This window comes from Actinoplanes sp. NPDC048796, from assembly GCF_040650035.1.
GTDB lineage: Bacteria > Actinomycetota > Actinomycetes > Mycobacteriales > Micromonosporaceae > Actinoplanes.
In genome coordinates, this window is record NZ_JBEZGO010000002.1 from 145,598 (window position 1) to 169,439 (window position 23,842).

At 73.4% G+C, this 23,842-nt stretch carries 12 protein-coding genes and 1 tRNA gene; 2 read left to right on the plus strand and 11 right to left on the minus strand.

All coding sequences use genetic code 11. The annotated features are described in order from the left end of the window. Positions 1 to 150: 150 nt before the first annotated feature. From AB0C26_RS09030 to AB0C26_RS09045, 4 genes are all read right to left on the minus strand, one after another. A complete protein-coding gene (locus AB0C26_RS09030; RefSeq protein WP_360244087.1) occupies positions 151 to 1,017 on the minus strand; it encodes an MHYT domain-containing protein in 867 nt (288 codons plus the stop codon). Between the two features lie 192 nt (positions 1,018 to 1,209). Continuing rightward, positions 1,210 to 1,617 carry a hypothetical protein gene (locus AB0C26_RS09035; protein WP_360244090.1) on the minus strand — a complete coding sequence of 136 codons (408 nt, stop codon included), beginning with the start codon at positions 1,615 to 1,617 and terminating at the stop codon, positions 1,210 to 1,212. 81 nt (positions 1,618 to 1,698) lie between these two features. Continuing rightward, positions 1,699 to 2,937, minus strand: coding sequence for an Ig-like domain-containing protein (locus AB0C26_RS09040; RefSeq protein ID WP_360244093.1), 1,239 nt, complete (start codon positions 2,935 to 2,937; stop codon positions 1,699 to 1,701). A 108-nt stretch (positions 2,938 to 3,045) separates the two neighbouring features. Next, positions 3,046 to 4,284, minus strand: a complete 1,239-nt coding sequence (locus AB0C26_RS09045) for an Ig-like domain-containing protein (protein ID WP_360244096.1) — start codon at positions 4,282 to 4,284, stop codon at positions 3,046 to 3,048. Between the two features lie 145 nt (positions 4,285 to 4,429). On the opposite strand from AB0C26_RS09045, the gene AB0C26_RS09050 reads away from it, so the two are divergent. Then, positions 4,430 to 4,505, plus strand: a tRNA-Lys gene (locus tag AB0C26_RS09050). Positions 4,506 to 4,878: 373 nt separating this feature from the next. Here AB0C26_RS09050 and AB0C26_RS09055 read toward each other — a convergent pair. Next, entirely contained in the window at positions 4,879 to 10,515 is a 5,637-nt protein-coding gene (locus AB0C26_RS09055; protein WP_360244099.1) for an amino acid adenylation domain-containing protein, read from the minus strand. Between the two features lie 121 nt (positions 10,516 to 10,636). Further along, entirely contained in the window at positions 10,637 to 11,587 is a 951-nt protein-coding gene (locus AB0C26_RS09060) for a helix-turn-helix domain-containing protein (protein ID WP_360244102.1), read from the minus strand. Between the two features lie 58 nt (positions 11,588 to 11,645). Here AB0C26_RS09060 and AB0C26_RS09065 point away from each other — a divergent pair, with 58 nt between their 5' ends. Then, positions 11,646 to 12,833, plus strand: coding sequence for an MFS transporter (locus AB0C26_RS09065; RefSeq protein ID WP_360244105.1), 1,188 nt, complete (start codon positions 11,646 to 11,648; stop codon positions 12,831 to 12,833). Here the strand turns inward: AB0C26_RS09065 and AB0C26_RS09070 are convergent. Genes AB0C26_RS09070 through AB0C26_RS09090 form a run of 5 tightly spaced genes read right to left on the minus strand, consistent with a single transcriptional unit; the run spans position 12,766 to position 23,818 of the window. Further along, a complete protein-coding gene (locus tag AB0C26_RS09070) occupies positions 12,766 to 14,091 on the minus strand; it encodes an ATP-grasp domain-containing protein (RefSeq protein WP_360244108.1) in 1,326 nt (441 codons plus the stop codon). The two genes, AB0C26_RS09065 and AB0C26_RS09070, sit on opposite strands and share 68 nt — an antisense overlap. Continuing rightward, positions 14,091 to 18,416: an amino acid adenylation domain-containing protein gene (locus AB0C26_RS09075; protein WP_360244111.1), complete on the minus strand. Its 4,326-nt coding sequence runs from the start codon at positions 18,414 to 18,416 to the stop codon at positions 14,091 to 14,093. Before AB0C26_RS09075 ends, AB0C26_RS09070 begins: the two co-directional genes overlap by 1 nt. A gap of 19 nt (positions 18,417 to 18,435) precedes the next feature. Continuing rightward, complete coding sequence (locus AB0C26_RS09080; RefSeq protein WP_360244114.1) at positions 18,436 to 20,199, minus strand: non-ribosomal peptide synthetase; 1,764 nt, start codon at positions 20,197 to 20,199, stop codon at positions 18,436 to 18,438. Between the two features lie 26 nt (positions 20,200 to 20,225). After that, positions 20,226 to 21,422: an MFS transporter gene (locus tag AB0C26_RS09085; RefSeq protein WP_360244117.1), complete on the minus strand. Its 1,197-nt coding sequence runs from the start codon at positions 21,420 to 21,422 to the stop codon at positions 20,226 to 20,228. Next, positions 21,419 to 23,818: an amino acid adenylation domain-containing protein gene (locus AB0C26_RS09090; RefSeq protein WP_360244120.1), complete on the minus strand. Its 2,400-nt coding sequence runs from the start codon at positions 23,816 to 23,818 to the stop codon at positions 21,419 to 21,421. Before AB0C26_RS09090 ends, AB0C26_RS09085 begins: the two co-directional genes overlap by 4 nt. Positions 23,819 to 23,842 lie beyond the last annotated feature (24 nt).

Below are 23,842 nucleotides of genomic sequence, written 5' to 3' on the forward strand. Positions count from 1 at the left end.
GAATCGCCCAGGAAGGCCTGACCCTCGCAGACGAAGGCGATCGGCGTGCGTAACTGCGACGGAACGGCAAGTAGTTGCCGGGAGACAAAGGGCACAGAAAAAGCCGGCGCGAGGGCGCCGGCTTCTCTGAAAGGGCAGCTGAGAAACGGGTCAGCGGGACGAGCGGTCCCGGTACGTCCAGGCGCCCGAGCTCAGGCCACCGGCCCGCTCCAGGCTGCTCGGCTGCTGTGGCACACGGGCGGCGGCCTCCTCGCGGCGCTGGGCCAGGTAGGCGGCGGCCGCCTTGTCCTCCTCGGTGGGCGCCGACATGAGCGCGTAGGCCAGGCCGATGATGCCGAACACCACGGCCAGGCCGATCGGCACCAGCATGCCGCCGGCGGTCGCGCCGGGCAGGTTACCGGCGGACGGCTGCGTCTCGACCGACATCGCGAGCATGCCGGTGAAGTGCATGCCGTTGACCGCGATGCCCATGACGAGCGCGGCGGCGAAGATGACGAGCGGGCGGCGGACCGTGACCGCCAGGAACAGCGCCACCGCGGCGGCCACGACCGCGATGCCGATCGACAGGCCGACGTACGTCATGCCGTACGAGACGTCGCCGTTGAGGTTCATCGCGGCCATGCCGGTGTAGTGCATCGCGGCCACGCCGAGACCGGCGATGACGCCACCCGCGATGATCCGGAAGTTCTGGGCGCCCTTGCCGAGCGCGGCGATCGCGAGGCCGGCACCAACCGCGACGACCGCGATGATGGCGCTGGCGGCGGTGAGGCCGACGTCGTAGCGGATCGGGGTGCCGCTGACGCTGAACCCCATCATCGCGACGAAGTGCATGCTCCAGATCGCCGTGCCGCCCAGCGACAGCGAGGCGAGCACCAGCCACCAGGCGCGCTCACCGCGCGCGGTTGCCGAACGTAGCCGGACAGCGCATGTGAGACCCAGCATCGAGCCCAGCACCGACAGGACGTAACTGACCGTCGGGGTGATCCACCCGTGGTCGAAATGATGGATCTGCGCCATCGCGGTTCCCTTCTGAGTACCCCGCTCCGGGAGAGCATCATGCACGCCTCCCGGTGATCGCGAAACCCGAGAGCGTCACCTTCTCGCTACACATGGCGAAACAGCCGGAAGGCACTGTCCGAACGTCTGATTCCGCAGCTCAGAGCCGGGTTCTTTGTCCGCTTTTACGATCATCGATGGCACTCTGGGTGGTCATCCGACCGCCTGGAGCCCACTATCCGCACATACCTGCGACATGTCGGCGGCGGCCGCGCTGACCGCGGCGACCGCGTCGGGCTCACTCTCCGTGCCTTTACTCGCGCTTGCTTGGGTGTACGCCGCGGCCAGCGCCCGGGCCGCGTCAGCCACCGGGGCGTCCGCGGTCTCGCTCGCGCTGACGATGCCGGCCACGACGCCCTCCTCCATCAGGCTGGCGTCGGCCACCGCCACTGCCAGCGCGGTGCACGTCAGGCTGCCGGGCGGGTCGTCGGCGATCTCCGCGGCGGCGCTCGACTGCATGGTGGCGGCCGTCGGGACGACCGGCGCCCGCTCCTCCTCCCCCGAGCACCCGGCCGCCGTGAGCAGGGCGGTCACCACGAGGACATACGCGATTTGTCGCATTCCTCCAGGCTAGGGGTGCTTACCGGCGTACAAACGCAAAAAGGCCCGGCCGAAGACGGCCGAGCCCTTGCGACGCTGCCCTTACAGGTACGAGCCCTTCTTGTACTCTTCCCAGCTCATGTTCCAGTCGGTCCAGCCGTTGCCGTTCTTCAGCTTCTCCTCGGTGCCGGAGACCGTGATCACGTCGCCCATGAGGGTCTTGTTGAACAGCCAGGCGCCCATGGCCTCGGAGACGTTCACGCAGCCGTGCGAGACGTTGACCTTGCCCTGCTTGCCCTCGGACCACGGGGCGGCGTGGATGTACTGCCCCGACCAGGTGATGCGCTGGGCGAAGTCGATCGGCGTGCGGTAGCCCTCCTCGGGACCGAGCTCGTCCATCGTGTCGAAGACGGTGTGCTTCTTCTTCTCGATGACGACCATCGTGCCGCTCGAGGACGGGGTCTTCGGCTTGCCCAGGCTGACCGGCAGAGTCTTGATGACCTTGCCGTTCTCCTTGACGGTCATCTGCTTGGTCTTGTTCGACACCGTCATGACCAGCGAACGGCCGATCTTGAGGTCGACGGTCATGTCGGACTTGCCGTAGTAGCCGTTGCCCAGCGGGACGCCGGCCAGCGCCACCTTGTAGAAGACCTTGGAGTTGGCCTTCCAGTAGACCTTCGGCCGGTAATGCACCTCGGTCGCGCTGGTCCAGTGCCACGTGCCCTCCTGGGCCGGGGTGGCGGTGACCGTCATGCGGCGCTCGACGTCGTCGCGGTAGCTCTCGGGGATGCTCTGGTTGAACTTGATGATCAGGGGCATGCCGACGCCGACGGTCTGGTTGTCGCCGAGGAAGCTCGTCGCGCGGATCACCTTCGAGGGCTTCGCCATGGTGGTGAAGGTGCTCGTGGTGGTGTTGGTCTTGCCCTCGGCCTCGGGGCCGGTCACCGTGACGGTGTATTTCGTGCCGTAGGTGAGCGCCTTGGCCGGAGTGAACGTCTTGGCGTCCTTGTCGAGGGTGCCCTCGACCTTTTTGCCGGCGGCGTCGGTCACACTCACCTCGGTGCTGTCGGCATCCTCGGTCGTGTACTTGATCGGGCTGATGGCGACGACGTCCTTGGCGTCGGCGGCCGGCGAGGTCACCGCGACGGTGCTCGGCTTCGGCGCCTCGGACTGCTCGGACCCACCCGCGGGCGCACCCGCGCTGCTGCCCGGCTCGGCACCCTGCCACGCCGACGACTTCTTGTCGTCACCGCCGCCGCAAGCCGCGGAGCTCAGCACCACGCTCGCGGCGATCACAGAGATCGCGGCGAGCCGCCAGCGTTTCATACCCCAGGTCTTCATGGTCCCTCTCACGGCGTCGTCATCCCCGGCGCCCAATACTGCTTTGTTTTTTCCCGGTGACCAATCCCGGAATCGTGCCGCCTCGGGATTTAGTTTTGGACATTTCGGTTATTTCAGGGCAGAGCCTTTCTTGAACTCTTCCCAGCTGACGTTCCACGGCGTCCAACCGTTGCCGTAGTCGAGCTTGTCCTCGGTGCCCTTCACGGTGACCGGGTCGCCGATCAGCGTGTTCTCGAACAGCCAGCGCGCGTTCGAGGGGGACACGTTCACGCAGCCGTGTGACACGTTGCGGCTGCCCTGGTCACCGGTCGACCACGGCGCGGAGTGAATGTACTGCCCCGACCAGGTGAGGCGCTGCGCGTACTGGATCTCCGTGCGGTAGCCGTTCACCGGCCCGAGCTCGGCCGTGGTGTCGAACACCGTCTCGGCCAGCTTGTCCATCACGACCATGGTGCCGCTCGACGACGGAGTGCTCTTCTTGCCGAGACTCACCGGCATCGTCTTCACCGTCTTGCCGTCGCGCACCACTGTCATCTTCTTGCTCGCGTTGTCGACCTTCATCTGAAAGTCGCGGCCGATCTTGGCGGTGGCGCTCCGGTCCCGGTCGCCGTACCGCCCACCGCCGGTCGGCAGCCCGCCCACGGCGACCCGGACGGCGATCGTGGTGCCGGACTTCCAGAACTCCGGACCCCGGTAGTACGCCTGCGTGCCGCTCGAGGTCCACGACCAGACACCGGGCTGGGCCGGGCTGGTGGTGACGAACAGGCGCCGCTCGACGGCGGCCCGGTCGGCCTTCTTGATGCCCGGGCTGAACTCGACGACGACAGGCATGGCCACGCCGTACGTCTTGCCGTCGAAGAGGTAGAGGCCGGTGCCGGTCTTCTTGCCCGGGGCGCCCATCGTGGTGAACGTGGTGGTGGCGGTCTTGGTCTGGCCGCCCTCCGCCGTGGCGGTGACGGTCGCCGCGTACGTCTGCTTGGTCTTGAGAGGCGCGCTCGGCACCCAGGAGGAGCCGTCGGGGCGCAGGGTGCCCTTGACGGCGGCGCCGGCCGAATCCTTCAGTGCGACGGTCGTCACCTTCGCCCCGGCGACCTTGAACCCGATCTCGGTGCTGACCGGAACGCCGGCCTTCCCGGAGGCCGGCGTCACAGCCAGGCTGATCGGCACGGTGGCCGACTCGGTGACGGGCTGCTGGGTTTCACCGCCCTTAGCCGTCGAAGAGGCGGACGGGTCGACCCAGGCGTGTGGCTTGTCGCCTTTGTCCCCATCACCACACGCCGACAACGCGAGCGGCGTGATCACTGCCGTCGCCATCAACGCCACCAGCGTGCGCCGCATGCTGACCATCCCTGAGGCCGATCTGAAGTTTGCGGGGCCATCCTGCCTCATGGATGCAAGAGATCGAGTCCTCCCCGAGGCTGAGATCTTTAGGGAGGGGGGTGGATTTCCGGGTTCGCCGGGGTGGGTGCTAATGTTTCTCCGTTGCCAACGAGCGCCGCTAGCTCAACTGGCAGAGCAGCGGACTCTTAATCCGCGGGTTGTAGGTTCAAGTCCTACGCGGCGCACCAGCAGCATCAAGGCCGCCTAGCTTCTCAGCTAGGCGGCCTTGATCTTTATGGGACGACGTCGCTTCTCCCTCGGCCGACGCTTCGCGAGCCTGGTCAACGGCGGCGAGTCATGGTGTCGCTCGGAATCGTCAGCCACTCGCAGCTGCGCAACCAGGTGCCAGGCCCGGCGTTGGAAGACGGGCCGATTGAGGTTCGCCCCGCGGCAGCACCGGAGCCAGCAAACTCGACAGCCGGTCCGTGCAGAGCTCGAATCAGAGCCGGGCGGCCGCGACCCCGCGCTCCCGGCTCGGCTTGGCCGGAAGCGTCAACATCACACCACGGTGCTCGCGTGGCACGCGGCGTTCCTTTCTCTGACGGACCAGGGCCGTCCGCGTCATTCGAGCAGGCGCTCGCACAAGTCGGCCAGGGCGGTGGCGTTGCCGGGGCCGACCATCGTCATGTGGTCGGGGCCGCTGTCGTGTACCTCGACCGGGCCGCCGGTGATGTCGCGCCAGCCCTGGATGTAGGCGTCGGCGCTGCCGTGGACCACAGCTGAGGTGCCGGCGGCGCGGCCCTCGGCGCTGAGTACCAGGTCCAGCTTTCCCTCGTAGGGGTCGGGCTGGTACGCCGCGAACGCGCCGTGCAGCAGGCCGCAGGCGGTCAGCGGCAGCCGGTCGGCCAGTTCGGCCTCCGCCGGTGGCCAGCCGGCCTCGTGGAAGAAGTCGTGGACGGCTGTTCGGCGCCACTCCTGCTCCGCGCTGTCCGGCTCGGCCTCGCTCATCAGGCCGACGAGGTCGGTGGCCCTCTGGTACAGCTCGGCCGCCTCCCGGTGACTGGCCACCGAGGCGGGGTCGCCCGGCAGGGTCGGCTCGAGCAGGATCAGCGGCGCCGTGGACTGCCCCTCGGCGCGCAGCTGACGGGCCATCTCGTAGGCGACGGCGCCGCCCAGCGACCAGCCGAGGATCGCGTACGGCCCCTCCGGCTGCACCTCGCGCAGGTGCCGGACGTAGGTCGCGGCCAGATCCTCGACCCGCTTCTGGGGATCGCCCGGCTGGTACGCGCCGGGCAGCTCGAACGCGTGCAGCCCGCGGCCCTCCGGCAGCGCCCGGCTCAACGGCACGTACCAGGCGACACTGCCGCCGCTGGGGTGGACGCAGAACAGGGGGCGCCGCCGGTCTCCCTCCCGGAGCCGGACGAGCGGGCCGTTGCGCCGCGTGTCCGTGCGGCCGGTGCGGCCGTCGGCGACGCCCGCGAGCCCGGCCACGGTCCGGTGTTCGTAGTGGTCGGCCACGTCGAGGTCGATCCCCTCGTCCCGGGCCAGGGCGGTGGCGTGCACCAGGCGCAGGGAGTCGCCGCCGAGCTGAAAGAAGTCGTCGTGCACACCGACCGCCGGGGTGCCCAGCACCCGGGCCCAGATGTCGGCCAGCACCAGCTCGGTGGGGGTGCGCGGGGCGACGTGGCGGTCGCCGGAGGCGAGCCGGGTGCCGGTGAGCCCGCGTACCGCACGCCTGTCGATCTTGCCGCTCGCGGTGGCCGGGATGCGCTCCACGCGGTGGAACGCGCCGGGGATGAGCTGGTCGGGCAGGGTCGCGGCGAGGAACGCCCGCAACGCCGAGCCGTCGACCGGCGAGCCGGCCGGAAGGTCCACGTAGGCCACCAGCCCGGCCTCGTCGGTGACCGTCACCGCGGCGGCGCGGACGGCGGGGTGCCGGCACAGGTGGGACTCGATCTCACCCGGTTCGATGCGGATGCCGCGCACCTTGAGCTGGTCGTCGAGGCGGCCGAACAGGTCGAGGGTGCCGTCCGGGCGCAGCCGCCCGCGGTCGCCGGTCCGGAAGATCACGTCGGTGGGGTCGCCGGTGAACGGGTTGACGACGAAGCGGCGCGCCTGCTCCTCCGGTGCGTTGAGATAGCCCAGGCTGCGGGCGCGAGTGCGCAGCCAGACCTCGCCGGGCTCGCCGACCGAGCACAGACGTCCGTCGCCGTCGACGACCAGGGCCTGGGCGCCGGGCAGCGGCTCGCCCACGGGGATCCGGCCGTCGCCCGCCTCCGGGTCGACGACGCCGGCGACCTTGGCCAGCGTGGTCTCGGTCGGCCCGTACAGGTTGACGATCCGCGCGGCGCCGATCCGCCGGCGCACCTCACCGGCCAGCAGGCCGCTGAGCGGTTCGCCGGCGAAGAAGACCAGGCGCAGGCTCGGCACCCGGCGGTCGGCCGTGGCGGTGGCCAGCCACGCCCGTGCCAGCGAGGGCACGGCGTGCAGGTAGGTGACGCCGGCCGAGCGCAGCCAGGCGAACAGCAGGTCGGGGTCGCGCCGTTCGGGCGGGATGCACAGCGTGGCGCCGCTGGTGACCGGCAGCAGCACGTCGCGGTAGAGCACGTCGAACGACAGCGAGGTGAGCTGGGCGCCGCGGTCGCCCGGGCCGATCCCGAACGTCTCGCGCTGCCACCGGAGGAAGTGTGCGAGGCCCTGCCGCGAGCCGATGACGGCCTTCGGGATGCCGGTGGACCCGGAGGTGAAGCTCAGGTACGCCGGTTCACCGCCGGGCTGCCCGGCCGGGCGGCGCGGGCCGCCGGGGACGGCGAGAACGGAGGCGGTGACGTCGCACCGCGAGTCGCCGGCCCGGCCGGTCCCCGAGAGCAGGAGCGCGGCGCCGGCCTGCTCGATCAGCATGGTGTTCCGGTCGGCCGGCTGGTCCGGGTCGAGCACCAGCAGCACCCGCCGCGCGCCGAGCACGGCGAGCATCCCGGCGACCAGGCCCGTGGAGGGCGGGACGCGCAGGGCCACGACGTCGCCGGGGGCGCTGAGCCGGGTGATCGCCGCCTCGATCTCCTCGACGTCGTGGGCCAGCTGCGCGTAGGTGCGGGTGCCCCGGTCGTCGGCGACCGCCGTGGCGCCGGGGTGGGCCGCGGCCATGCGGGCGAAGTCGTCGGTCACCGTCGCGTCCGGCGGGGCGGGCAGCGATCGGCGCGGGTCGGGCGTCCGCAACGCCAGCTGGGGCGCACGGAGCGAGTAGTCGCGGGCGGCTCGGCCGGGGTCGGCCACCACCTGGCCCAGCAGATACGTGAACTGGGCGGCCATCGCCTCGATCCGGGCCGGCGAGAAGACGTCGGTGCGATACACCCATTCGAAGGCGATCCGGTCGTCGTGCACGGTTGCGTACACCGTCAGCCAGAACTTGGGGTCGCTGGAGTCGACCTCGCCCTCGGCGACCCGGGCGGGACCGAGGCGCGGCGCGGCGGCGGGCGTGTTGGCGAAGTTGACCATGATGTCGGTCAGCGGGTGGCGTCCCGGCTCGCGGGCCGGGCGCAGCCGCTCGACGAGCGTCTCGAACGGCACGTCCTGGTTGTCGAGGGCGTCGGCCAGCTGCTCGGCCACGTGGGCCAGCAGATCGCGGAACGGCGCCTCGCCGCCGGCCCGTGTCCGCAGCAGCAGGGTGTTGAGGAACAGCCCGATGACGTCGTCCAGCTCCGGGCGGGACCGCCCGGCGGAGGGTACGCCGAGCAGCACGTCCCGCTGGCCGGCGAGCCGGCCGGTCAGCTCGGAGAAGGCGGCCAACAGGACGGTGAACAGGGAGACGTTCTCGGACCGGGCGAGGTCGCGCAGGCCCGCGCCGAGTTCGGGCGGAAGCGAGAACTCGTGGCGCGCGCCGCCGGGCGGGCGGCCGGATCCCCGGTCCGTCGGCAGGTCCAGCTCGGTGACACCGTCGAGCCGGGCCACTCCGGCGGCCAGCCGTTCCCGGGCCTCCGGCCCGTCGAGCCAGGCCCGCCGGCGCCGGACCTCCTCGATCAGTGTGGTGGCCGGTCCGGGGCGGTCGTCGGCGGTACCGGCCGCCAGCCGCGTGTACGCCTCGTGCAGCTCGGCCAGCAGCACATTGGTGGACCAGCCGTCGAAGACGATGTGGTGCGCGGTGACGATGAGGGTGTGCTGCTCGGGCGCCGTCCGCAGGGCCCGGGCCCGGATGAGCGGAGGGCGGGTCAGATCGAACGGCTCGGTCTCCTCCGCGAGCCATCCGCGCAGCAGCTCACGCGTCCGCTCCACCGGCTCGGCGGCGGCGTCGTGGTACCACCACGGGACCGGGACCGCGGCCACGACCTCTTGGAACGGCACCCCCTGCTTGTCACGGACGGCCGTGCGCAGTGCGCTGTGCCGCTCGACGACCCGGTCGAACGCGCGCCGCAGCAGATCCGGCTCGACCGGGCCGGTCAGCTCCCAGACCACAGTCAGCAGATAGTCGCTCGTGCCGGGCGTGAGCTTCTCGCGGACCCAGATGCTCTGCTGCAACGGCGAGAGGTCGAACCGGTCGCCGACGTCGCCGGTCGCCGGCGGGGTGGGCGAGTCACCGGCGCCGGCCTCGCCGTCGCCGAGCGAGGCCGCGATCTCGGCCACGGTTCGCGATCGGATCAGGGTCCGCAGTGGCACCGGGCGCCCGAGCACCTCACGCAGCCGGCCGGCGGCGCGGACGAGGACCAGCGAGTCGGCCCCGCGTTGCCGCAGGTCGTCTCCGGCTTCGAGGGCGGGACCGGCCGGCAGGAGGGCGGCGAAGACGGTACTGATCCTCGCTTCCAGGGTCTCCGGCGAGCGGTCGCTCGACGGGACGGCCGGGTGCGGGGCCGACGGCGCCGGCGTCTGGCGCGGCCAAGCACCGAGGGCGACGGGATAGTCGGTGATCCGGCGGTTGAATCCGTCGGCCAGCTCGTCCAGCAGTCCGGCGTACGCGTGCGCCAGGTCGCGGACGGCGGCGGGTTCGAGCAGGCCGGTGGCGTAGTCGATGTACCCGGCGCCGTTGCCGTGCTTGTCGAGCACGACGGTGAGGTCCAGGTCCCGGATGGCTCGGGCACCGAGCAGCGGGACGGTCCGGGCGTCGAGGCCGGTGAGCCGCAGCGGGCAGTCCTCTTCGGACTCCAGGCTGAAGACCGTGCGCGGCGGGTCGTGCTCCACGCCGGGCCCGGGCTCGGCGTGGGCGATGCCGTTCACGACGTTCTGCCGTACCCGGTCGAGGTGCTCGGCGAAGGTCAGCCGGTCGTCGACCTCGGCCCGCGACGGGATGACGGTGACGAACAGGCCGATCAGGCCCTCCGCGTCGACGCTGTCGCGGGTGTTCACCGGAAGGCCGGTGAGCACGTCGCTGTGCCCGGCGCAGCGGGCGGTCAGCAGCTGGAACGCGGCGAACAGCGTCGTGAACAGCGACGCCCCGTGCGCGGCGCCGAGCCGGGTCAGACGTTGGAGCACGCCGTCGGCGAGCGCGAACCGGTGCCGGCTCACGTCCGCCGCCCCCGGCGGCGCGGTGCGGCCGCCGAGCAGGTCGGCCGGGGCCGGGTCGGCGAGCTGCGACCGCCAGTAGCCGGCGTGGTCGGCCGGCCGGCGCCGCCGGTCGCCGGCCAGATCGGCGTACTGCGCGGTCAGGGTGGGCAGTCGCGGGGTGCCGCCCCGCACGATCGCGTCGTACCAGGCGCCGATCTCACGCCCCAGCAGCCCGGCCGACCACCCGTCGAAGGCGATGTGGTGCACCACCACGACGAACAGCCAGTCCTCGTCGCCGAGGCGGGTCAGCCGGGCGCGCAGCACGGGACCGTGCCGCAGGTCGAACGGTTCCTCGAGGTCACGTTCGGCGGCGGCGACCGCCCGGGACAGCGCGCCGTCCACCGGGCCGGGGCCGCTGTCGCCGGACTGCTCCCACCCGATGGTGACCTCGGGACGCACCATCTGCTGGGGCGTCTCGTCACCGTCGTACGTCGTCCGCAGGATGTCGTGCCGGCGGACGACCTCGCGCACCGCCCGCTGCAGGGCGTCGGGCCGCAGGGACCCGCGCAGCCGCCAGGCGACCGGCACGTTGTACTCCACCAGGGACGAGCCGAGCAGGTGGGCCATCCAGAGCCGTTCCTGGGCGACGGTGAGCGGGGCCGGGCGCGGCCCGGCGGATGGCGCCGGCCGGGGACGCTCGGCTCGGGCGCGGCCGTTGAGCCGCTGCGTCAGCAGGGCGTTGCGGCTCTCGGCCGCCGTCGCGTGGGACTTCAGGTCGTCGGTCATGGCTCTCTCCTCGCCGCCGCTGTCCTTCCCACGGTTCGGGAGCGCGGGCGAGCCCGTCAACGCGTACGGGCCGGTCTGGCGGCTGTCCGCCATCTGCCCGGCGGCGGGTTTGCGGGCGCGGTCAGAGGTGTCCGGCCAGCAGCGCGTCGCCCAGCGCGGTCCGGCTGTACCACACCGAGCGGCCGGACCGGGCCGCCGTGACGGCGCCCGCGGCGAGCAGGATGGACAGGTGCTCCCCCACGGTGCCCAGGCTCAGCCCGTGCAGCGCGGCGAGCTGGCTCGGCGTGCCGGGATTGTCCAGCCCGCGCAGCAGCCGCGCGCGGGTGGCGCCGATCAGCGCGTCGGCCCCGCCGCCGGCCGGGCCGTCGGGTGATCCGGCCCCGCGCGCGGGGTAGACCACGACGTACGCCTCCGGCGGCCGGATGCCGAGCCACCCGGCGCCGAGGGCGCACGGCACGAAGACCAGCTGCGCGGAGCCGACGTGCTCCTCGGCGCCCTCGTAGGCGTTCACCATGATCCGGCCGGAGCCGAGCCAGCTGACCGACGGGCCCAGCCCGGCCAGCGCCTGCGCCCAGCCGGCGGTCACCAGCAGGCCGGCCCGGTGGATGATGTCGCGTTCGAGGACCGCCCGGTGCCGCGGCCACTCCGAGGCCACGCACGCCGACCACACGTGCTCGAGGATGCGGGCGATCCGTGGGACGAGGTCGCGCGCGGCGAACGCGGCGGGCACGGCGCGGCCGAGACTCGTCGCCAGGTCGGCCCGGGCCTTCGCCGCCGGGGTGCCGGCCACCGCGGCGAGTTCGGCGGCGAACGTGGCGGGCCGGCCGAGGACCGGAGGCGTCAGGAAGTCGGGGATCCAGGAGGTCCGGGCCAGCAGGTCCAGCAGCGCGCGGCCGACCGCGTCGCGGCGTACCTCGCCGGCGGTGGCGCCGTGCCGCGCCGTCCAGGCCGTCGCGGTCGGGCCGAGCCGGCGCCCGGCCAGCAGGTTCAGCGCCGCGACGGTCTCGGCCAGCGGCGACACGGCGAAACGCGCCGTCGCCAGCGTCTGCGAGTCCACGTGCAGCGTCGTCATTCTTTCGCCTCTCGCCGAAACAATGTCGTCGCCTCACCCTAGGGCCAAGACTTCGGGCATGCAGACTTACCGGGACCTGTACGCGGTACGGCAGTTCCGTGTGGTGTTCGCGGCCAACGCCACCAACGTCGGCGGCACCACGATCCAGCAGCTGGCGCTCTCCGCACTGGTCTTCGCGGGCACGGGCTCGGCGCTGTGGGCCGCGATCGCCTACCTCGCGGGCTTCGCCCCGCAGGCGCTGGGCGCGATGACCCTGATCTCGCTGGCCGACCGCGTCCGGCCCCGGACCTTCCTGCCGCTGTGGGACTGCGTACGCGCCGGCGTGGCGCTCACGCTGGCCCTCGCCGGCCTTCCGGTGTGGACGATGCTGTGCCTGGTGATCGGCGTCGGCGTGGGCGACGCGGTGGCCGCGGCCGTACGCCAGGCCCTGCTGGTCGACATTCTCGGCGACGACCTGTACGTGCTCGGGCGCTCGGTGCTCAACATCAGCGTCGGTGGAATGCAGATTCTGGGGTACGCCGTGGGTGGCGCGCTGCTCGGCGCCCTCGGCCCGCACGTCGCGCTGCTCGGCAGCGCCATGGCCGCGCTCGTCACCGCGGGCGTCGTCGCCTTCGGCTTGGCGTCCTATCCGCCGCGCGCCACCGGGCGGGCCGTTCTCTCGGCCACCTTCGCGGTGAACCGGGTCCTGTTCACCACCCCCGCGATCCGTACGTTGTTGCTCGTCCAGTGGGTGCCCAACGGCCTCATCGTCGGGGCCGAGGCCCTGTTCGTGCCGTACGCCGGCGACCTCGCCGGCGCCCTGTTCGTCGCGGCCGCGCTGGGCATGCTCCTCGGTGACGTCATCGTCGGCCGGTGGGTATCCAGCGCCACCCGGATCCGGCTCATCCTGCCGCTTCAGGCGCTGCTGGCGTTGCCGTACCTCGTCTTCGTCCTCGAGCCGACGGTGTGGGCGGGCGCCGTCGCCGTCGGCCTGGCCTCCTTCGGCTTCGCGTCCTCGCTGGCGCTGCAGGACCTGTACGTCCGCGCGGTCCCGGCCAACCTGCGCGGGCAGGCCATGGGCCTGGTCGGCAGCGGCATGATGACGTGCCAGGCCCTGGCCGCCGCCCTGTCCGGCTGGCTGGCCGACCTGTCCCGGGCCGGCATCGCCATCGCGGTCTGCGCCACCCTGTCGTTCGCCGTCAGCCTGGCGCTGCACCCGTCCGTGCGCCGGCGTGAACCGGAGGGCCGGCCGAGTCTTCGGGCCTGAACGGGTTGAGCACCTCGTGCGCGGCGGACAGCAGGTCGCCCATCGTCTCGCCGGCCGGTGCGCCGGCCGGGCCGGTCCGCACCCGGATCAGCCCGGCGGCGTGCGCCGCGAGGCGCTCGGCCTCCGCGCTGTCACCGGCCCGGACGATCACCATCCCGCACCGGTCCTCCGACCAGTTCAGCGGCCGGATCCGCTGTCCCGGCACGGCCGTGACCTCGACCGTGACGACGCCCTCGGCGCCGAGCGCGTCCTGGACGCCGTCGACGCGCTCGACCAGGCCGGGCTCGGCGGTGAGGAACCGCACCGCCGCGGCGCCGTCGCCGGCCGGCGTCACCGGCTCGGGCCCCTCGGGCAACGCCAGCTGATAGCCGAGCGTCTCCAGGTCCGTGCCGTAGACCAGGCGCATCAGGTCGACGATGTGGTCGCCCGCGCAGCGGTTGTGCGATTCGATGGCCCGCGGGCCGTCGGCGGTGATGATGACCTCGGTGTGTGCGGTGCCCTCGACCAGGCCGATCGCGTCCAGCAGCCGTACGGTGAAGTCCGACACCGCGGTGGTGCCGGCCTCGTCCAGCCGGGCCGGTACGACATGCCCGAGTTCCACCACACCGTCGCCGACGTCCTTGCCGGTGACCGCGAGGACGGTGTGCCGGCCGGCCACGCTGATCGTCTCCACGCTCACCTCGGTGCCCTCCAGCAGCTGCTCCACCATGAAGGGCGAGGTGGCGAACCGCCGGAGCCACTCCCATGTCGCGCCGACCTGGGCGACGGACCGGACCTTGCGGACCCCGAGGCTGCCCGAGCCCATGGTCGGCTTCACCACCGCCGCGCCGTGCCGGGCGACGAAGCCGGCGAGCTGCGCCCGTGAGGTCGCCGGCGCGGCGTCGACCACGCCGAGACCGGCCGCGTTCAGCGCCGCCCGGAAGGCGAGTTTGTCGTGCAGCGTCCTGGTCGTCGTGCCACTGTTGCCGTCGAGGCCCAGCAGGGTCGTCAGATGCCCGGCGATCAGCGGGCCGGCCTCGGTCTGGCTGACGATCCGGGTGAGCGGCGTGTGCCGATGGATCGCCCGGACCAGATTCGTCACCAATGGGACGTCCTGGTAGTCGACGAGATGGGTCTGTACACAGTGCCGCGCGGCCGCCGGCTCGAACAGCGCCGGTTTCTCGATGTTGATGACGGACAGGCCGCACCCGGCGGCCTTGCGCGTGCTGGCCTCGGTGCCGCCCAGCAGGACGACATGGGGCCGGGTCGGGGTCGGCATCACGAACACCTTTCGTCGGCCGCCGGTAGGAAGCCGGCGGCGGTGAAGTGGTCCAGGTATCGCCGGAACAGCTCGGCGTCCACCGCCGGGCAGGTGATCCCGGCGGGCTCGAGGAGCGCGCGGGTGGCGGCGGCCGAGAAACGGACGCTGCCCTCCTGATCGGTGTCCTGCTCGTCGTCGGCCATCGTCGCGAGAAGGGGGAACACGGCGTTGCCGGGGCACGCCCCGATCCGTTCGGCCCACTGCCCGAAGGGCAGCTCCTCGATGCGGTGGCCGGCGCCGCGCAGCGCGCCGACCGCGGTGGGCAGCGGCACGAGGCGTTCGCCGGCGAGGTGGAAGGTGCCGCCGGCCGCGCCGGCGCTCCGGGAGAGGACGACCGTCGCCCGCGCGACGTAGTCGACCGGGACGAGGTCGAAGGCGGCCCGCAGCCGTGGCGCGGCTCCCGCCTGTGCGCAGCCCTTGAGCAGCAGCCAGAGGTAGTCGGCGGTCTGGCCGGCGCCGGTGGCGGAGTCGCCGGCGACGCGGGTGGGGCGGTACACCGACACCGGCAGACCGCGGCGCCGGGCCTCGGCGATCAGTCGCTCGGCGGCCCACTTGCTCTGCGTGTAGCCGTGGATCAGACCGTCCTGCCCGGTCAGTGGCTCGTCCTCCGCGAGCGTCCGGCCGGCCACCGCCGGACCGGAGAAGACACCCGTCGTCGAGATGTGATGGACGGGGACGGTGCGATGTGACGCCGCCAGCCGCAGCACCTCGACGGTGCCGAGCACGTTCGGGGCGCGCGACTGGCCGTACGCCTGGGCCAGGTTCACGGCGGCCCCGCAGTGGTAGACCGCGTCCACGCCGCGAGCCAGCCTCTCGTAGTCCTGATCGGACAGTCCGAGGCGGGGCAGCCCGAGATCGCCGCGGACGACCGAGACGCGTTCACCGGGCGGTTCCGCGACGCCGTAGGCGGCCAAGGCGTCACGAAGTCGGCGCGCCGCATGCGCGTCGTCGTGCCCGCGCACCAGGCAGTGCACCCGCGCCGAGGTGCTGTGCAGCAGTTCCCGCAGGAGGAAGGCGCCGACGAAGCCGGTCGCGCCGGTCAGGAGGACCGCCGCCGGATCCGGGCTGACGCTGCTGATTCGCTCCGCCGGGCGGATGTCACCGGGCAGCTCGAAATCCTCGTCGGGCACCCGGCCCCGGCCGGGCGCGGACGAGCCGCCGACGAGCGCGGCCAGCCCGGCGACCGTCGGGGCGGTGAAGACGGCGTTCATCGGCACTTCGACGCCGAACTCCTGACGCAGGGCCAGCGCCAGCCGCACCGCGCGCAGGGAGTCGCCGCCCCGGCGGAAGAAATCGTCGTCGGCGGCCATCTCAGCCACGCCGAGCACCGCGGCGACCTGCTCGGCGATCCGCCTCTCCCGCGCGGTCGCGGGCCGCCGGGACCCCGGCGACGGCGGCGGCCCGGCCTGGATGCGGGCAACGGCCCGGCGGTCCACCTTGCCGCTGGGAGTTCGGGGAAACCGCTCGAGGGCGAGGAAGAAGGAGGGCACCATGAACGCCGGCAACCGCCGGCCCAGTGCCGCTCTCAGGTCCTCGGGCGTCACCGGGCGGGTGGGCGACGGCAGATACGCGGCGATCAGGCGGGGTGCGGCCCCGGCGGCCGCCGCGGTGGCCACCACCACCGCGTCCAGCACCCCGTCGATCGCCTTGAGGGCCGACTCGACCTCGCCCAGCTCGATCCGGAATCCCCGGATCTTCACCTGGTCGTCACCGCGCCCGAGGAACTGCAGGCGCCCGTCGGCGAGCAGGCGCGCCCGGTCGCCGCTGCGGTACATCCGCCGCCGGGCGCCCCCGTCGCCGGCATCCCAGAGGTCGGGCAGGAAACGCTCGGCGGTGAGCTCGGGCCGGCCGAGGTAACCGCGCGCGGGGGCCCGGCCGCCGAGGTAGAGCTCGCCGGGCACGCCGACGGGCGCCGGTCGCAACTGGTCGTCCAGCACGTAGGCGCGGGCCCCGTCGACGGGCCGGCCGATCGACGGCTGCTCGGGCCACGTGGCGGGCGGCCCGGTGAGGCGTTCCGCGGTGACCACGTGGGTCTCCGTGGGACCGTACTGGTTCTCCAGGCTGGCGTCGCAGCACCGGGCGAAGAAGTCCTGGATCGCGTCGGTGACGAACAGCTGCTCCCCGGCGGTGACGACCTCACGGAGATCGGGAAACCGGCGTTGTTCGGCCCGCGCGTACACGGCCAGCTGCTGCAGCGCGACGAAGGGGAGGAACATCCGCTCGACCCGCTGCTCGACGAGCGTGTCGGACAGGCGCTCCGGATCGGCCCGGGCGCCCTCGTCGACCATGACGACGGTGCCGCCCGACGCCCAGGTGGAGTACAGCTCCTGGAACGCGACGTCGAAGCTCAGCGAGGCGTACTGCAGCGTGCGCGCGCCGGTGCGGCGCAGGGACCGCCGGCCCTGCCACTCGATGAGGCCCACCAGCGGGGCGTGTGGCATCGCCACCCCCTTGGGCCGCCCGGTCGAGCCGGAGGTGTACAGCACGTAGGCCAGGTCACCCGCGCGCGGCGACGGCAGTTCGGTGGCCGCCGGGCCGTCCGCGTGCGGCGGGATCCGGGGAACGCCGGCGGGCAGCGCCGCCCGCGCGGCGACGGCGGGTTCGGTGATCACCGCCGTGGCGCCGCTGTCGCGCAGCATGAACGCCACCCGCTCGGCCGGATAGGCCGGGTCGACGGGCACGCTGGCCGCCCCGGCCTTGGAGACGGCCAGCACGGCCACCGCCTGCGCGGCGGAGCGGTCGAGGCAGACGGCGATCCGGCCGCCACCGTGGCCGTCACCGGCCAGCCGCGCCGCCAGGCGTCCGGACGCCTCGTCGAGCTGGCGGTACGTCAACGTCGTACGGCCGTGCACCACGGCCGGGACGTCCGGGTCGAGCCGGGCCCGCTCGGCGACGAACTCGTGCAGCGACGACCGGGAGACCGCTGTCGTGGGCGTCTCCCACGACGAGCGGATGAAGGCCAGCTCCCGTTCGGGCAGGACGGCGAGATGTCCGACCTGGCGGTCCGGGTGGCGGACGGCGCCGGCGAGCAGCGTGAGGTAGCGCTCGGTCAGCCGGGTCGCGGTGTCGTGGTCGTACAGGTCGGTCGAGTACTCGAGCGTGCCGCGGAAGGCGCCCTGTCGCGGGACCAGGCTGAGGAAGATGTCGTACTTGGCGGTGCCGTTGTGCGGATACAGCCGCTCGGCGCCGACGCCGGGCAGGCTCAGGGGCACGGGCTCCTCGGCCTCGGCGGCGAAGACGATCTGGAACAGCGGGAACTGCGAGGGCGTACGGGGTACGCCCAGCTCCGCGACCACGCGGCTGAGGCGGACGTTCCCGTGCTCGAGGGCGTCGAGGACGACCTCCTGGGTCGCGGCGACCGCCGACGCGAACGACTCGCCGGGGTCGACGTCGCGCCGCAGGGGCATCACCTCGGCGAGGCAGGCGATCATGCCGTCGGTGCCGGGGTCGTCGCGGCGGGAGACCGGTGTGCCGAGCACGAGGTCGCGCTGGCCGCTCAACCGGTATGTCAGGGCGGTCAGCGCGGTCAGCAGGACGACGTACGGCGTCGTGTGCAGTCGGCGGGCCAGGTCACGTACCCCGGCGGTGGTCTGCTCGTCGACGGCGAAGGTGACCTCCGCGCCGCGGTGGCTCAGCGCCGACGGGCGCGGCCGGTCGCCCGGCAGCGCGGACTCCCGCGGCGCACCCCGCAGGTTGTCCCGCCAGAAGGCCAGATCGAGCTCACCCCGCAGCCGCTCCTCCCGATGCTGGAGCCGGGCCAGAGGCCCGGCCTGCCGCACGGCCGGCAACCGGCCGGGGCGGCCCTCGACCGCCGCCCGGTAAAGGTGCTCCAGCTCGTGGCCGAGAACGTTCAGGCTCTCGCCGTCCATGGCCGCGTGATGCAGAACGACCAGCAGCACCGCCTCGGTGGGCCGGTCCGCCGGCTCCGCGGCCAGCAGGTGAGCCCGCAGCAGGGGCGGGGCGGCGAGGTCGAGCGGATCCTCGAGCGCTTCCCGGAGAGCTTCGGCCAGGCGGCCGGGCCGGGCCACCCGGCGGATCAGCCGTACGGGACGGGCCGGCAGAACGGTCTGCCGGGGCGCGCCCTCGTGGAGGTCGAGCCGGCTGCGCAGCACCTCGTGGCGCCGGACGATCTCGGTCAGGGCGGCCTCCAGCGCGGCCGTGTCGATCCGGCCGGTGAGGCGGTACGCCCACGACTCCTGATAGCGGGACGGGCCGTCGCGGAACTGGTCGTTGAGCCAGATCGATTCCTGGCTGAAGGACATGGGGTGGCTGTTCGCCGGCATGACGCCTCCTGGTGTCGGATCATGACCTCGACGGGGCGTGGTCGCCGGCGAGGAGCCGCACCTGGCGCACGTAGTCGTCGAAACGCGGATGAGCGAAGATCGTCTTCATCGGGCAGGACAGGCCCGCCTCGCGGTGCAGCGCCCGCGAGATCCGGGCCGCGCGCAGGGAGTCGCCGCCCAGCGCGAAGAAATCGGAGCCGCCGTCGATGTCCGGCACGGACAGGGCTTCCCGCCACAGCCGCTGGAGCACGGCGCTCACGTCGGCGGGCCGGGCCGTCCGGTCGCCGGCGATCCGGGCCACGATCGCCGCGCGCAGGGCCGGCACGTCCGTCTTTCCGCCGGGAGTACGGGGGAAGTCGTCCAGGACCACCAGATGCTGAGGGACCATCGCCTCCGGCAGCGCCTGCCGCAGGTGGCCGAGAAGCGGCTCCTGGTCACCGATCGGCCGCGTCGCGCGCAGGCCGGCGACGAGACGGCCGTCCACCGTCATCACCCGCGCGTCGCCGACCGCGGGATGAGCGGTGAGGACGGCGGCGATCTCCCCCGGGTCGACGCGTACGCCGTTCACCTTGAGCTGGTCGTCGGAGCGCCCGAGGAAATAGATCAGCCCGTCCTCCGCCCGCGCCCGGTCGCCGGTGAGGTACCACGGACCGTCGCCCGCACCGGCGACCGGCGCCTGCCGGAAGCGTCGCGCGGGCCGGGGATCGGCGCCCCGGTAGCCGAGCATGACACCGGGACCGCCGAGGATCAGATCACCCTCGGCGCCCTCGGGTACCGGCGTGCCGTCGTCGTCGATGATCACCGCTCGCACACCGGGCAGCGGGGCGCCGATCGCAACGCGGTCGCCGCCCAGCGCGTCGGCCCGTACGTCGAAGGTCAGCGAGGTGATGGTGGCCTCGGAGACCCCGTAGGCGTTGACGAGCCGCGGGTTCTCGGCGGCGGCGCACCACTGTCGCGCGGCCGCCATCGGCAACTCCTCGCTTCCGGTCACCACCAGGCGCAGCGCCGGTGGGACGCCGCCCGCCCGGGCGAGTCCGGCCGACCAGCCGCTGAAGTAGCCGGCCGGCAGGTTGACCACGGTGATCTCCCGGTCCCGGACGATCCGGGTCAGCTCGGCGTAGCCGGCCGCGCCCAGTCCCCCGCGCAGGATCTCGACGCGGGCGCCGGCGTACAGGGTCGGCCAGATCTCCTCGGCCGCGACGTCGAACGCCGGCGAGGCGGCCTGCAGGACCCGGTCGTGCGCGGTCAGCTCGTACCGGGCGCCGACCGCGCCGGCGTGCCAGAGCAGGGCGCCCCGGCTGATCGTCGCGCCCCTCGGCACACCGGTGGTGCCGGAGGTGTAGACGACGTAGCCGGGCGACGCCGGCGGGAAGCCGGACGGTCCGGGCGCCGGATCCCCGGGGGCGTCCCGCTCCCAGGCGCCGAAGGTGATCACCTGGACGTCGAGGGAGCGGAACGCCGCCGGGTCGGGTGTGACGGCCACCCGGGCGCCCGAGTCGCGGACCATGTGGGCGAGGCGATCGGCGGGCACACCGGCCCCGGTGGCCAGGTAGGCGGCGCCGGTCAGCCAAACGCCCAGCAGCACCGCGACCGTCCGGGGGTCACTGTCGCCGTGCACGACGACGATGTCGCCGGGGCCGGCCCGCCGCGCGCGGAGATGGGACGCGACCTGCTCCGCGTACCGGACGAGCCGGCCGTACGACCACTGTTCGGGCCCGTCGCCCACCGCCGGGCGGCCGGGATGCTCCCGGGCCCGGCGCACGATCTCATCGACGACGTCCATCGTGGACTCCTTTCCGTCGGCGGTCATCAGGCCACGACCGCCGCGCTGGGCCGGGTTCGGCGGGCCCAGTCGAGGGCCGAGCCGGCGGTGGCCGACACGGCGAGGAAGAGCGTCGACAGCACGATCCATCCGGCGGCGTCGAACCGCTCGACGAGCAGCGTGACCAGCACCGGGCCCAGCACCAGATGCACGGAGCCGCCCAGGGCGAAGACGCCGCCCCAGGTGCCCTGCGCCGCGGCCGGTGCGAGATCGAACCGGAACTTCCAGCCGGCCGCCGACGCCCAGATCTCGCCGACCGACAGCAGCGCGACGGCGAGCATCAGCAGCGGAACGCCGACGGCCATCGTCGTGTCGTCGCTGAACGCTATGACCAAGCAGGCCGTGGTGCTGACGACGCCGGCCCCGATCAGCAGGCGCAGGGCGCCCCCGAAGGACTCCGCGGCCCGGCTGAGCCGCACCTGCAGGACGATCACGATGAGCGCGTTGAGACCGTACAGCCAGGCCGCCAGCGCGACCGACAGTCCCGCCTGCGAGACGAGCCACAGCGGCAGGCCGACGAAGAGGATGATGTCGCCGATGGCGAGCACGCCGTGCAGGCCGGCGAGCGCCAGGTAGGGAACGTCCCGCAGGGCGCCGCGCATCGAGAGGCCCGCCGACGGCGGTATCTCGGCGACCGGCCTCGGCAAGCCCAGGCTCAGCAGGACGGCGACGAGCTCGGCGGCCGCGCACCCGATCATCAGGGCCAGGTAGGCCGATCTCCGGTCGGCGCCGAGGAGCAGGCCGCCGAGGCCGGTGCCGGCGATGATGCCGGCGTTGAACAGACTGCGCAGGCGCGAGGAGAGCGTCACCCGGCTGCCCTCGTCGGTGAGGTCGGCCACCAGCGCCTCCCGGCAGATCCACGCGGCCTGCACGGCCATCTGCACCGCGGTGACGACGATCAGAAAGCTCCAGAAGCCCCTGATCGCGATCGCCGACAGCAGCAGAACGGCGCCCAGGGCCCCGGTGAGCACTACCGCGCGGCGAGCCTGCACGCGGTCACAGAACCGTCCGATCACGACGGACAGCGGCAGCCAGCCCAGGCCGGCCACGGTGAGGCCGATACCGACCTCGGACGCCGTCAGACCGGTGAAACGGGTGTAGTAGACGGCGCTGCCCGACGCGTACAGCCCGAAGCCGGTCGCCGCGAAGAAGTTGGCCGCCATGACCCGCCGGAGGTGGGTCATCGACGGGCCAGACGCTCGTCGACCTCGGCGTCGGACAGCGCGGCGATCTGCTCGGTCAGCAGACCCTCGACCAGTACGGCCTGATCGGCCAGCCGGGGCCGGTCGTACAGGTCGGCGATCGACACCTCGACCTCGAGCTCGGCCCGGATCCGCATGCCCACCTGCGCCACCGCCAGCGAGTGACCACCGAGCTCGAAGAAGTGGTCGTCGCCGCCCGACGGCGCCGCCGGCAGAACGCTCGCCCAGATGTCGGCGACGGCCTGCTCGGCCGCGGTGAACGCGCCGGGCGACACGGCCGGCACCGTCTCCGGCGCCGGCAGCGCCCGGCCGTCGACCTTGCCGCTGCTGGTCAGCGGCAGGTCAGGAAGCACCACGATGAGGTCGGGAACGCTGTGCCGGGACAGCCGCTCCCGCACGTGGGCACGCACCTCGTCGGGCCGTGTGTCGCCGGGTGCCGCCACGTAGCCGACCAGGACCGGCCCGGATCCGGGATGGTCGTGCACCCGGGCGGCCGCCCGGCGCACGCCGGGGAACGTGGTGAGAGCCTGCTCGACCTCGCCGAGCTCGATCCGGAACCCGCGCACCTTCACCTGGGCGTCGCGGCGGCCGAGCACCGCCAGCAGGTCGTCCGGGGTGAGCCGGGCCCGGTCGCCGGTGCGGTACATCCGGCTGCCCGGCGGGCCCCACGGGTCGGGCAGGAAGGCGGCGGCGGTCGCCGCGGGCGCGTTCAGGTAGCCGCGGGCCAGCTGCGGCCCGGCGATGAACAGCTCGCCGACGCCGCCGGGCGGCACCGGCCGCAACCGGTCGGACAGGACGTAGGTCCGTAGGCCCGGTGAGGGGCGGCCGATCGGGACCGATCGCCCGGACGACGACTCGGGCGGCCCGGCCGGGCCGAGGTCGGCATAGGTCACGGCGCAGGTCGTCTCGGTGGGGCCGTACGAGTTGAGCAGGCGGACGTGCGGGCCGGCCGAGGCCAGCCACTGCCGCAGATGGGTGGGGTTGGCCGCCTCGCCACCGATGATGACCAGGCGCAGGCAGGCGGGCACCGCGCCACCGCGCTGGGCCAGCCACGAGCAGACCAGGTGCCAGTACGCCGTGGGCAGGTCGATCACCGTGGCGCCGGCCGTCTCGACGCGGTCGAGCAGCGCCGCCGGTGTCATCACCCGCTCGTCGCGCAGCAGTAGGGCGGCGCCGGCGGCCAGGGTGGTCCACAGCTCGGACACGAAGGCGTCGAAGGTGAAGGAGGAGAACTGCTGAACCCGATCGCCGGGTTCGAGCCCGTAGTGGGCGGCGGTGACCGCGGCGTAGAACGACACCGCGGAGTGCGGCACGCCGACCGCCTTGGGACGGCCGGTGGAGCCGGACGTGTGGATCACGTAGGCGAGGTCGTCGCCGGTCAGCGCGACCCGTTCGCCCACGGCCCCGGACGGCACGGCGTCCCGGCCGGGCACGAGGGTCAGCCGGCAGCCCAGGTCGCGGACCAGTTCCTCGGTGCGCTGGGCCGGGTCGGCCGGGTCGAGCGGGACATACGCGGCGCCGGCGGCCATCACGCCGCAGAGGGCGACCACCGCGTCCGCCGTGAGCTCGCTCAGCACCCCCACCCGGTCGCCCCGGCGCACCCCGCGGTCGCGCAGGTGGGCCGCCAGCTCACCGGCCCGGCGGTTCAGCTCGGCATAGGTGATCACCCGCGCGCCGGCCACGGCCGGCGCGTCCGGCCGCCGGCCGGCCCAGTCCGCGATCAGCTCGGGCAGCGGCGCCGTGGCGAGCGCGGCCGGCGGGGCGGGAGCGGTCAGCCCGGCCATCCGCCGGGCGTCGCCGTCGGTGAGCACCGGCAGATCGTCCAGCGGCCGGCCGGGGTCGGCGGCCGTACCGGCGACGAGCACACCCAGCCGGGCGGCCAGGGCGGTGACCGTCCGGTGGTCGAACCGGGCGGCGTCGTAGTGCAGCCGGCCGTGCGCCGTTCCGTCCCCCAGCGGGCCGAAGGCGAACGTCAGCGGGGCGGCCCCGTCCGGAACCGGCTGGGCACCGACGCGCAGCACGACGTCCGGCGCCGGCCCGGCGGCGTCCGGGGCCGTGGTCGCCACCTGCCGCAGCAGCAGCGGGAAGGTCGGCGCGGCCGGGACGCGCACCGTCACGGCGTGCTCGCCCAGGCCGAGGCGGAGGTCCCGCTGGCCGGTGTGCCGGTACACCAGGGCGGCCAGGACGGTCAGCAGCGTGGCCGGCGCGTCGGCGCCGGCCGCCCGGCCCAGGCGGCACAGCGCCGAGAACGCGGCGGGCAGCACGACCTCCACGCTCGCGACGGCACCGGGCCGGCCGTCGAGGTGGTCGAACGGCAGGTCGAGCCGGTCCGGCTCGGCGCCGGTGGACGGGTGCGTCAGGTCGGGGGTGTCGAGCATGGCGGGTCTCCATTCGGGACGGGA

Excerpts from the sequence above, each read along its gene's own strand:
- AB0C26_RS09030 (WP_360244087.1), bottom strand. The coding sequence starts at position 1,017 with ATGGCGCAGATCCATCATTTCGACCACGGGTGGATCACCCCGACGGTC.
- AB0C26_RS09035 (WP_360244090.1), bottom strand. The coding sequence starts at position 1,617 with ATGCGACAAATCGCGTATGTCCTCGTGGTGACCGCCCTGCTCACGGCG.
- AB0C26_RS09040 (WP_360244093.1), bottom strand. The coding sequence starts at position 2,937 with ATGAAGACCTGGGGTATGAAACGCTGGCGGCTCGCCGCGATCTCTGTG.
- AB0C26_RS09045 (WP_360244096.1), bottom strand. The coding sequence starts at position 4,284 with ATGGTCAGCATGCGGCGCACGCTGGTGGCGTTGATGGCGACGGCAGTG.
- AB0C26_RS09055 (WP_360244099.1), bottom strand. The coding sequence starts at position 10,515 with ATGACCGACGACCTGAAGTCCCACGCGACGGCGGCCGAGAGCCGCAAC.
- AB0C26_RS09060 (WP_360244102.1), bottom strand. The coding sequence starts at position 11,587 with ATGACGACGCTGCACGTGGACTCGCAGACGCTGGCGACGGCGCGTTTC.
- AB0C26_RS09065 (WP_360244105.1), top strand. The coding sequence starts at position 11,646 with ATGCAGACTTACCGGGACCTGTACGCGGTACGGCAGTTCCGTGTGGTG.
- AB0C26_RS09070 (WP_360244108.1), bottom strand. The coding sequence starts at position 14,091 with ATGCCGACCCCGACCCGGCCCCATGTCGTCCTGCTGGGCGGCACCGAG.
- AB0C26_RS09075 (WP_360244111.1), bottom strand. The coding sequence starts at position 18,416 with ATGCCGGCGAACAGCCACCCCATGTCCTTCAGCCAGGAATCGATCTGG.
- AB0C26_RS09080 (WP_360244114.1), bottom strand. The coding sequence starts at position 20,199 with ATGGACGTCGTCGATGAGATCGTGCGCCGGGCCCGGGAGCATCCCGGC.
- AB0C26_RS09085 (WP_360244117.1), bottom strand. The coding sequence starts at position 21,422 with ATGACCCACCTCCGGCGGGTCATGGCGGCCAACTTCTTCGCGGCGACC.
- AB0C26_RS09090 (WP_360244120.1), bottom strand. The coding sequence starts at position 23,818 with ATGCTCGACACCCCCGACCTGACGCACCCGTCCACCGGCGCCGAGCCG.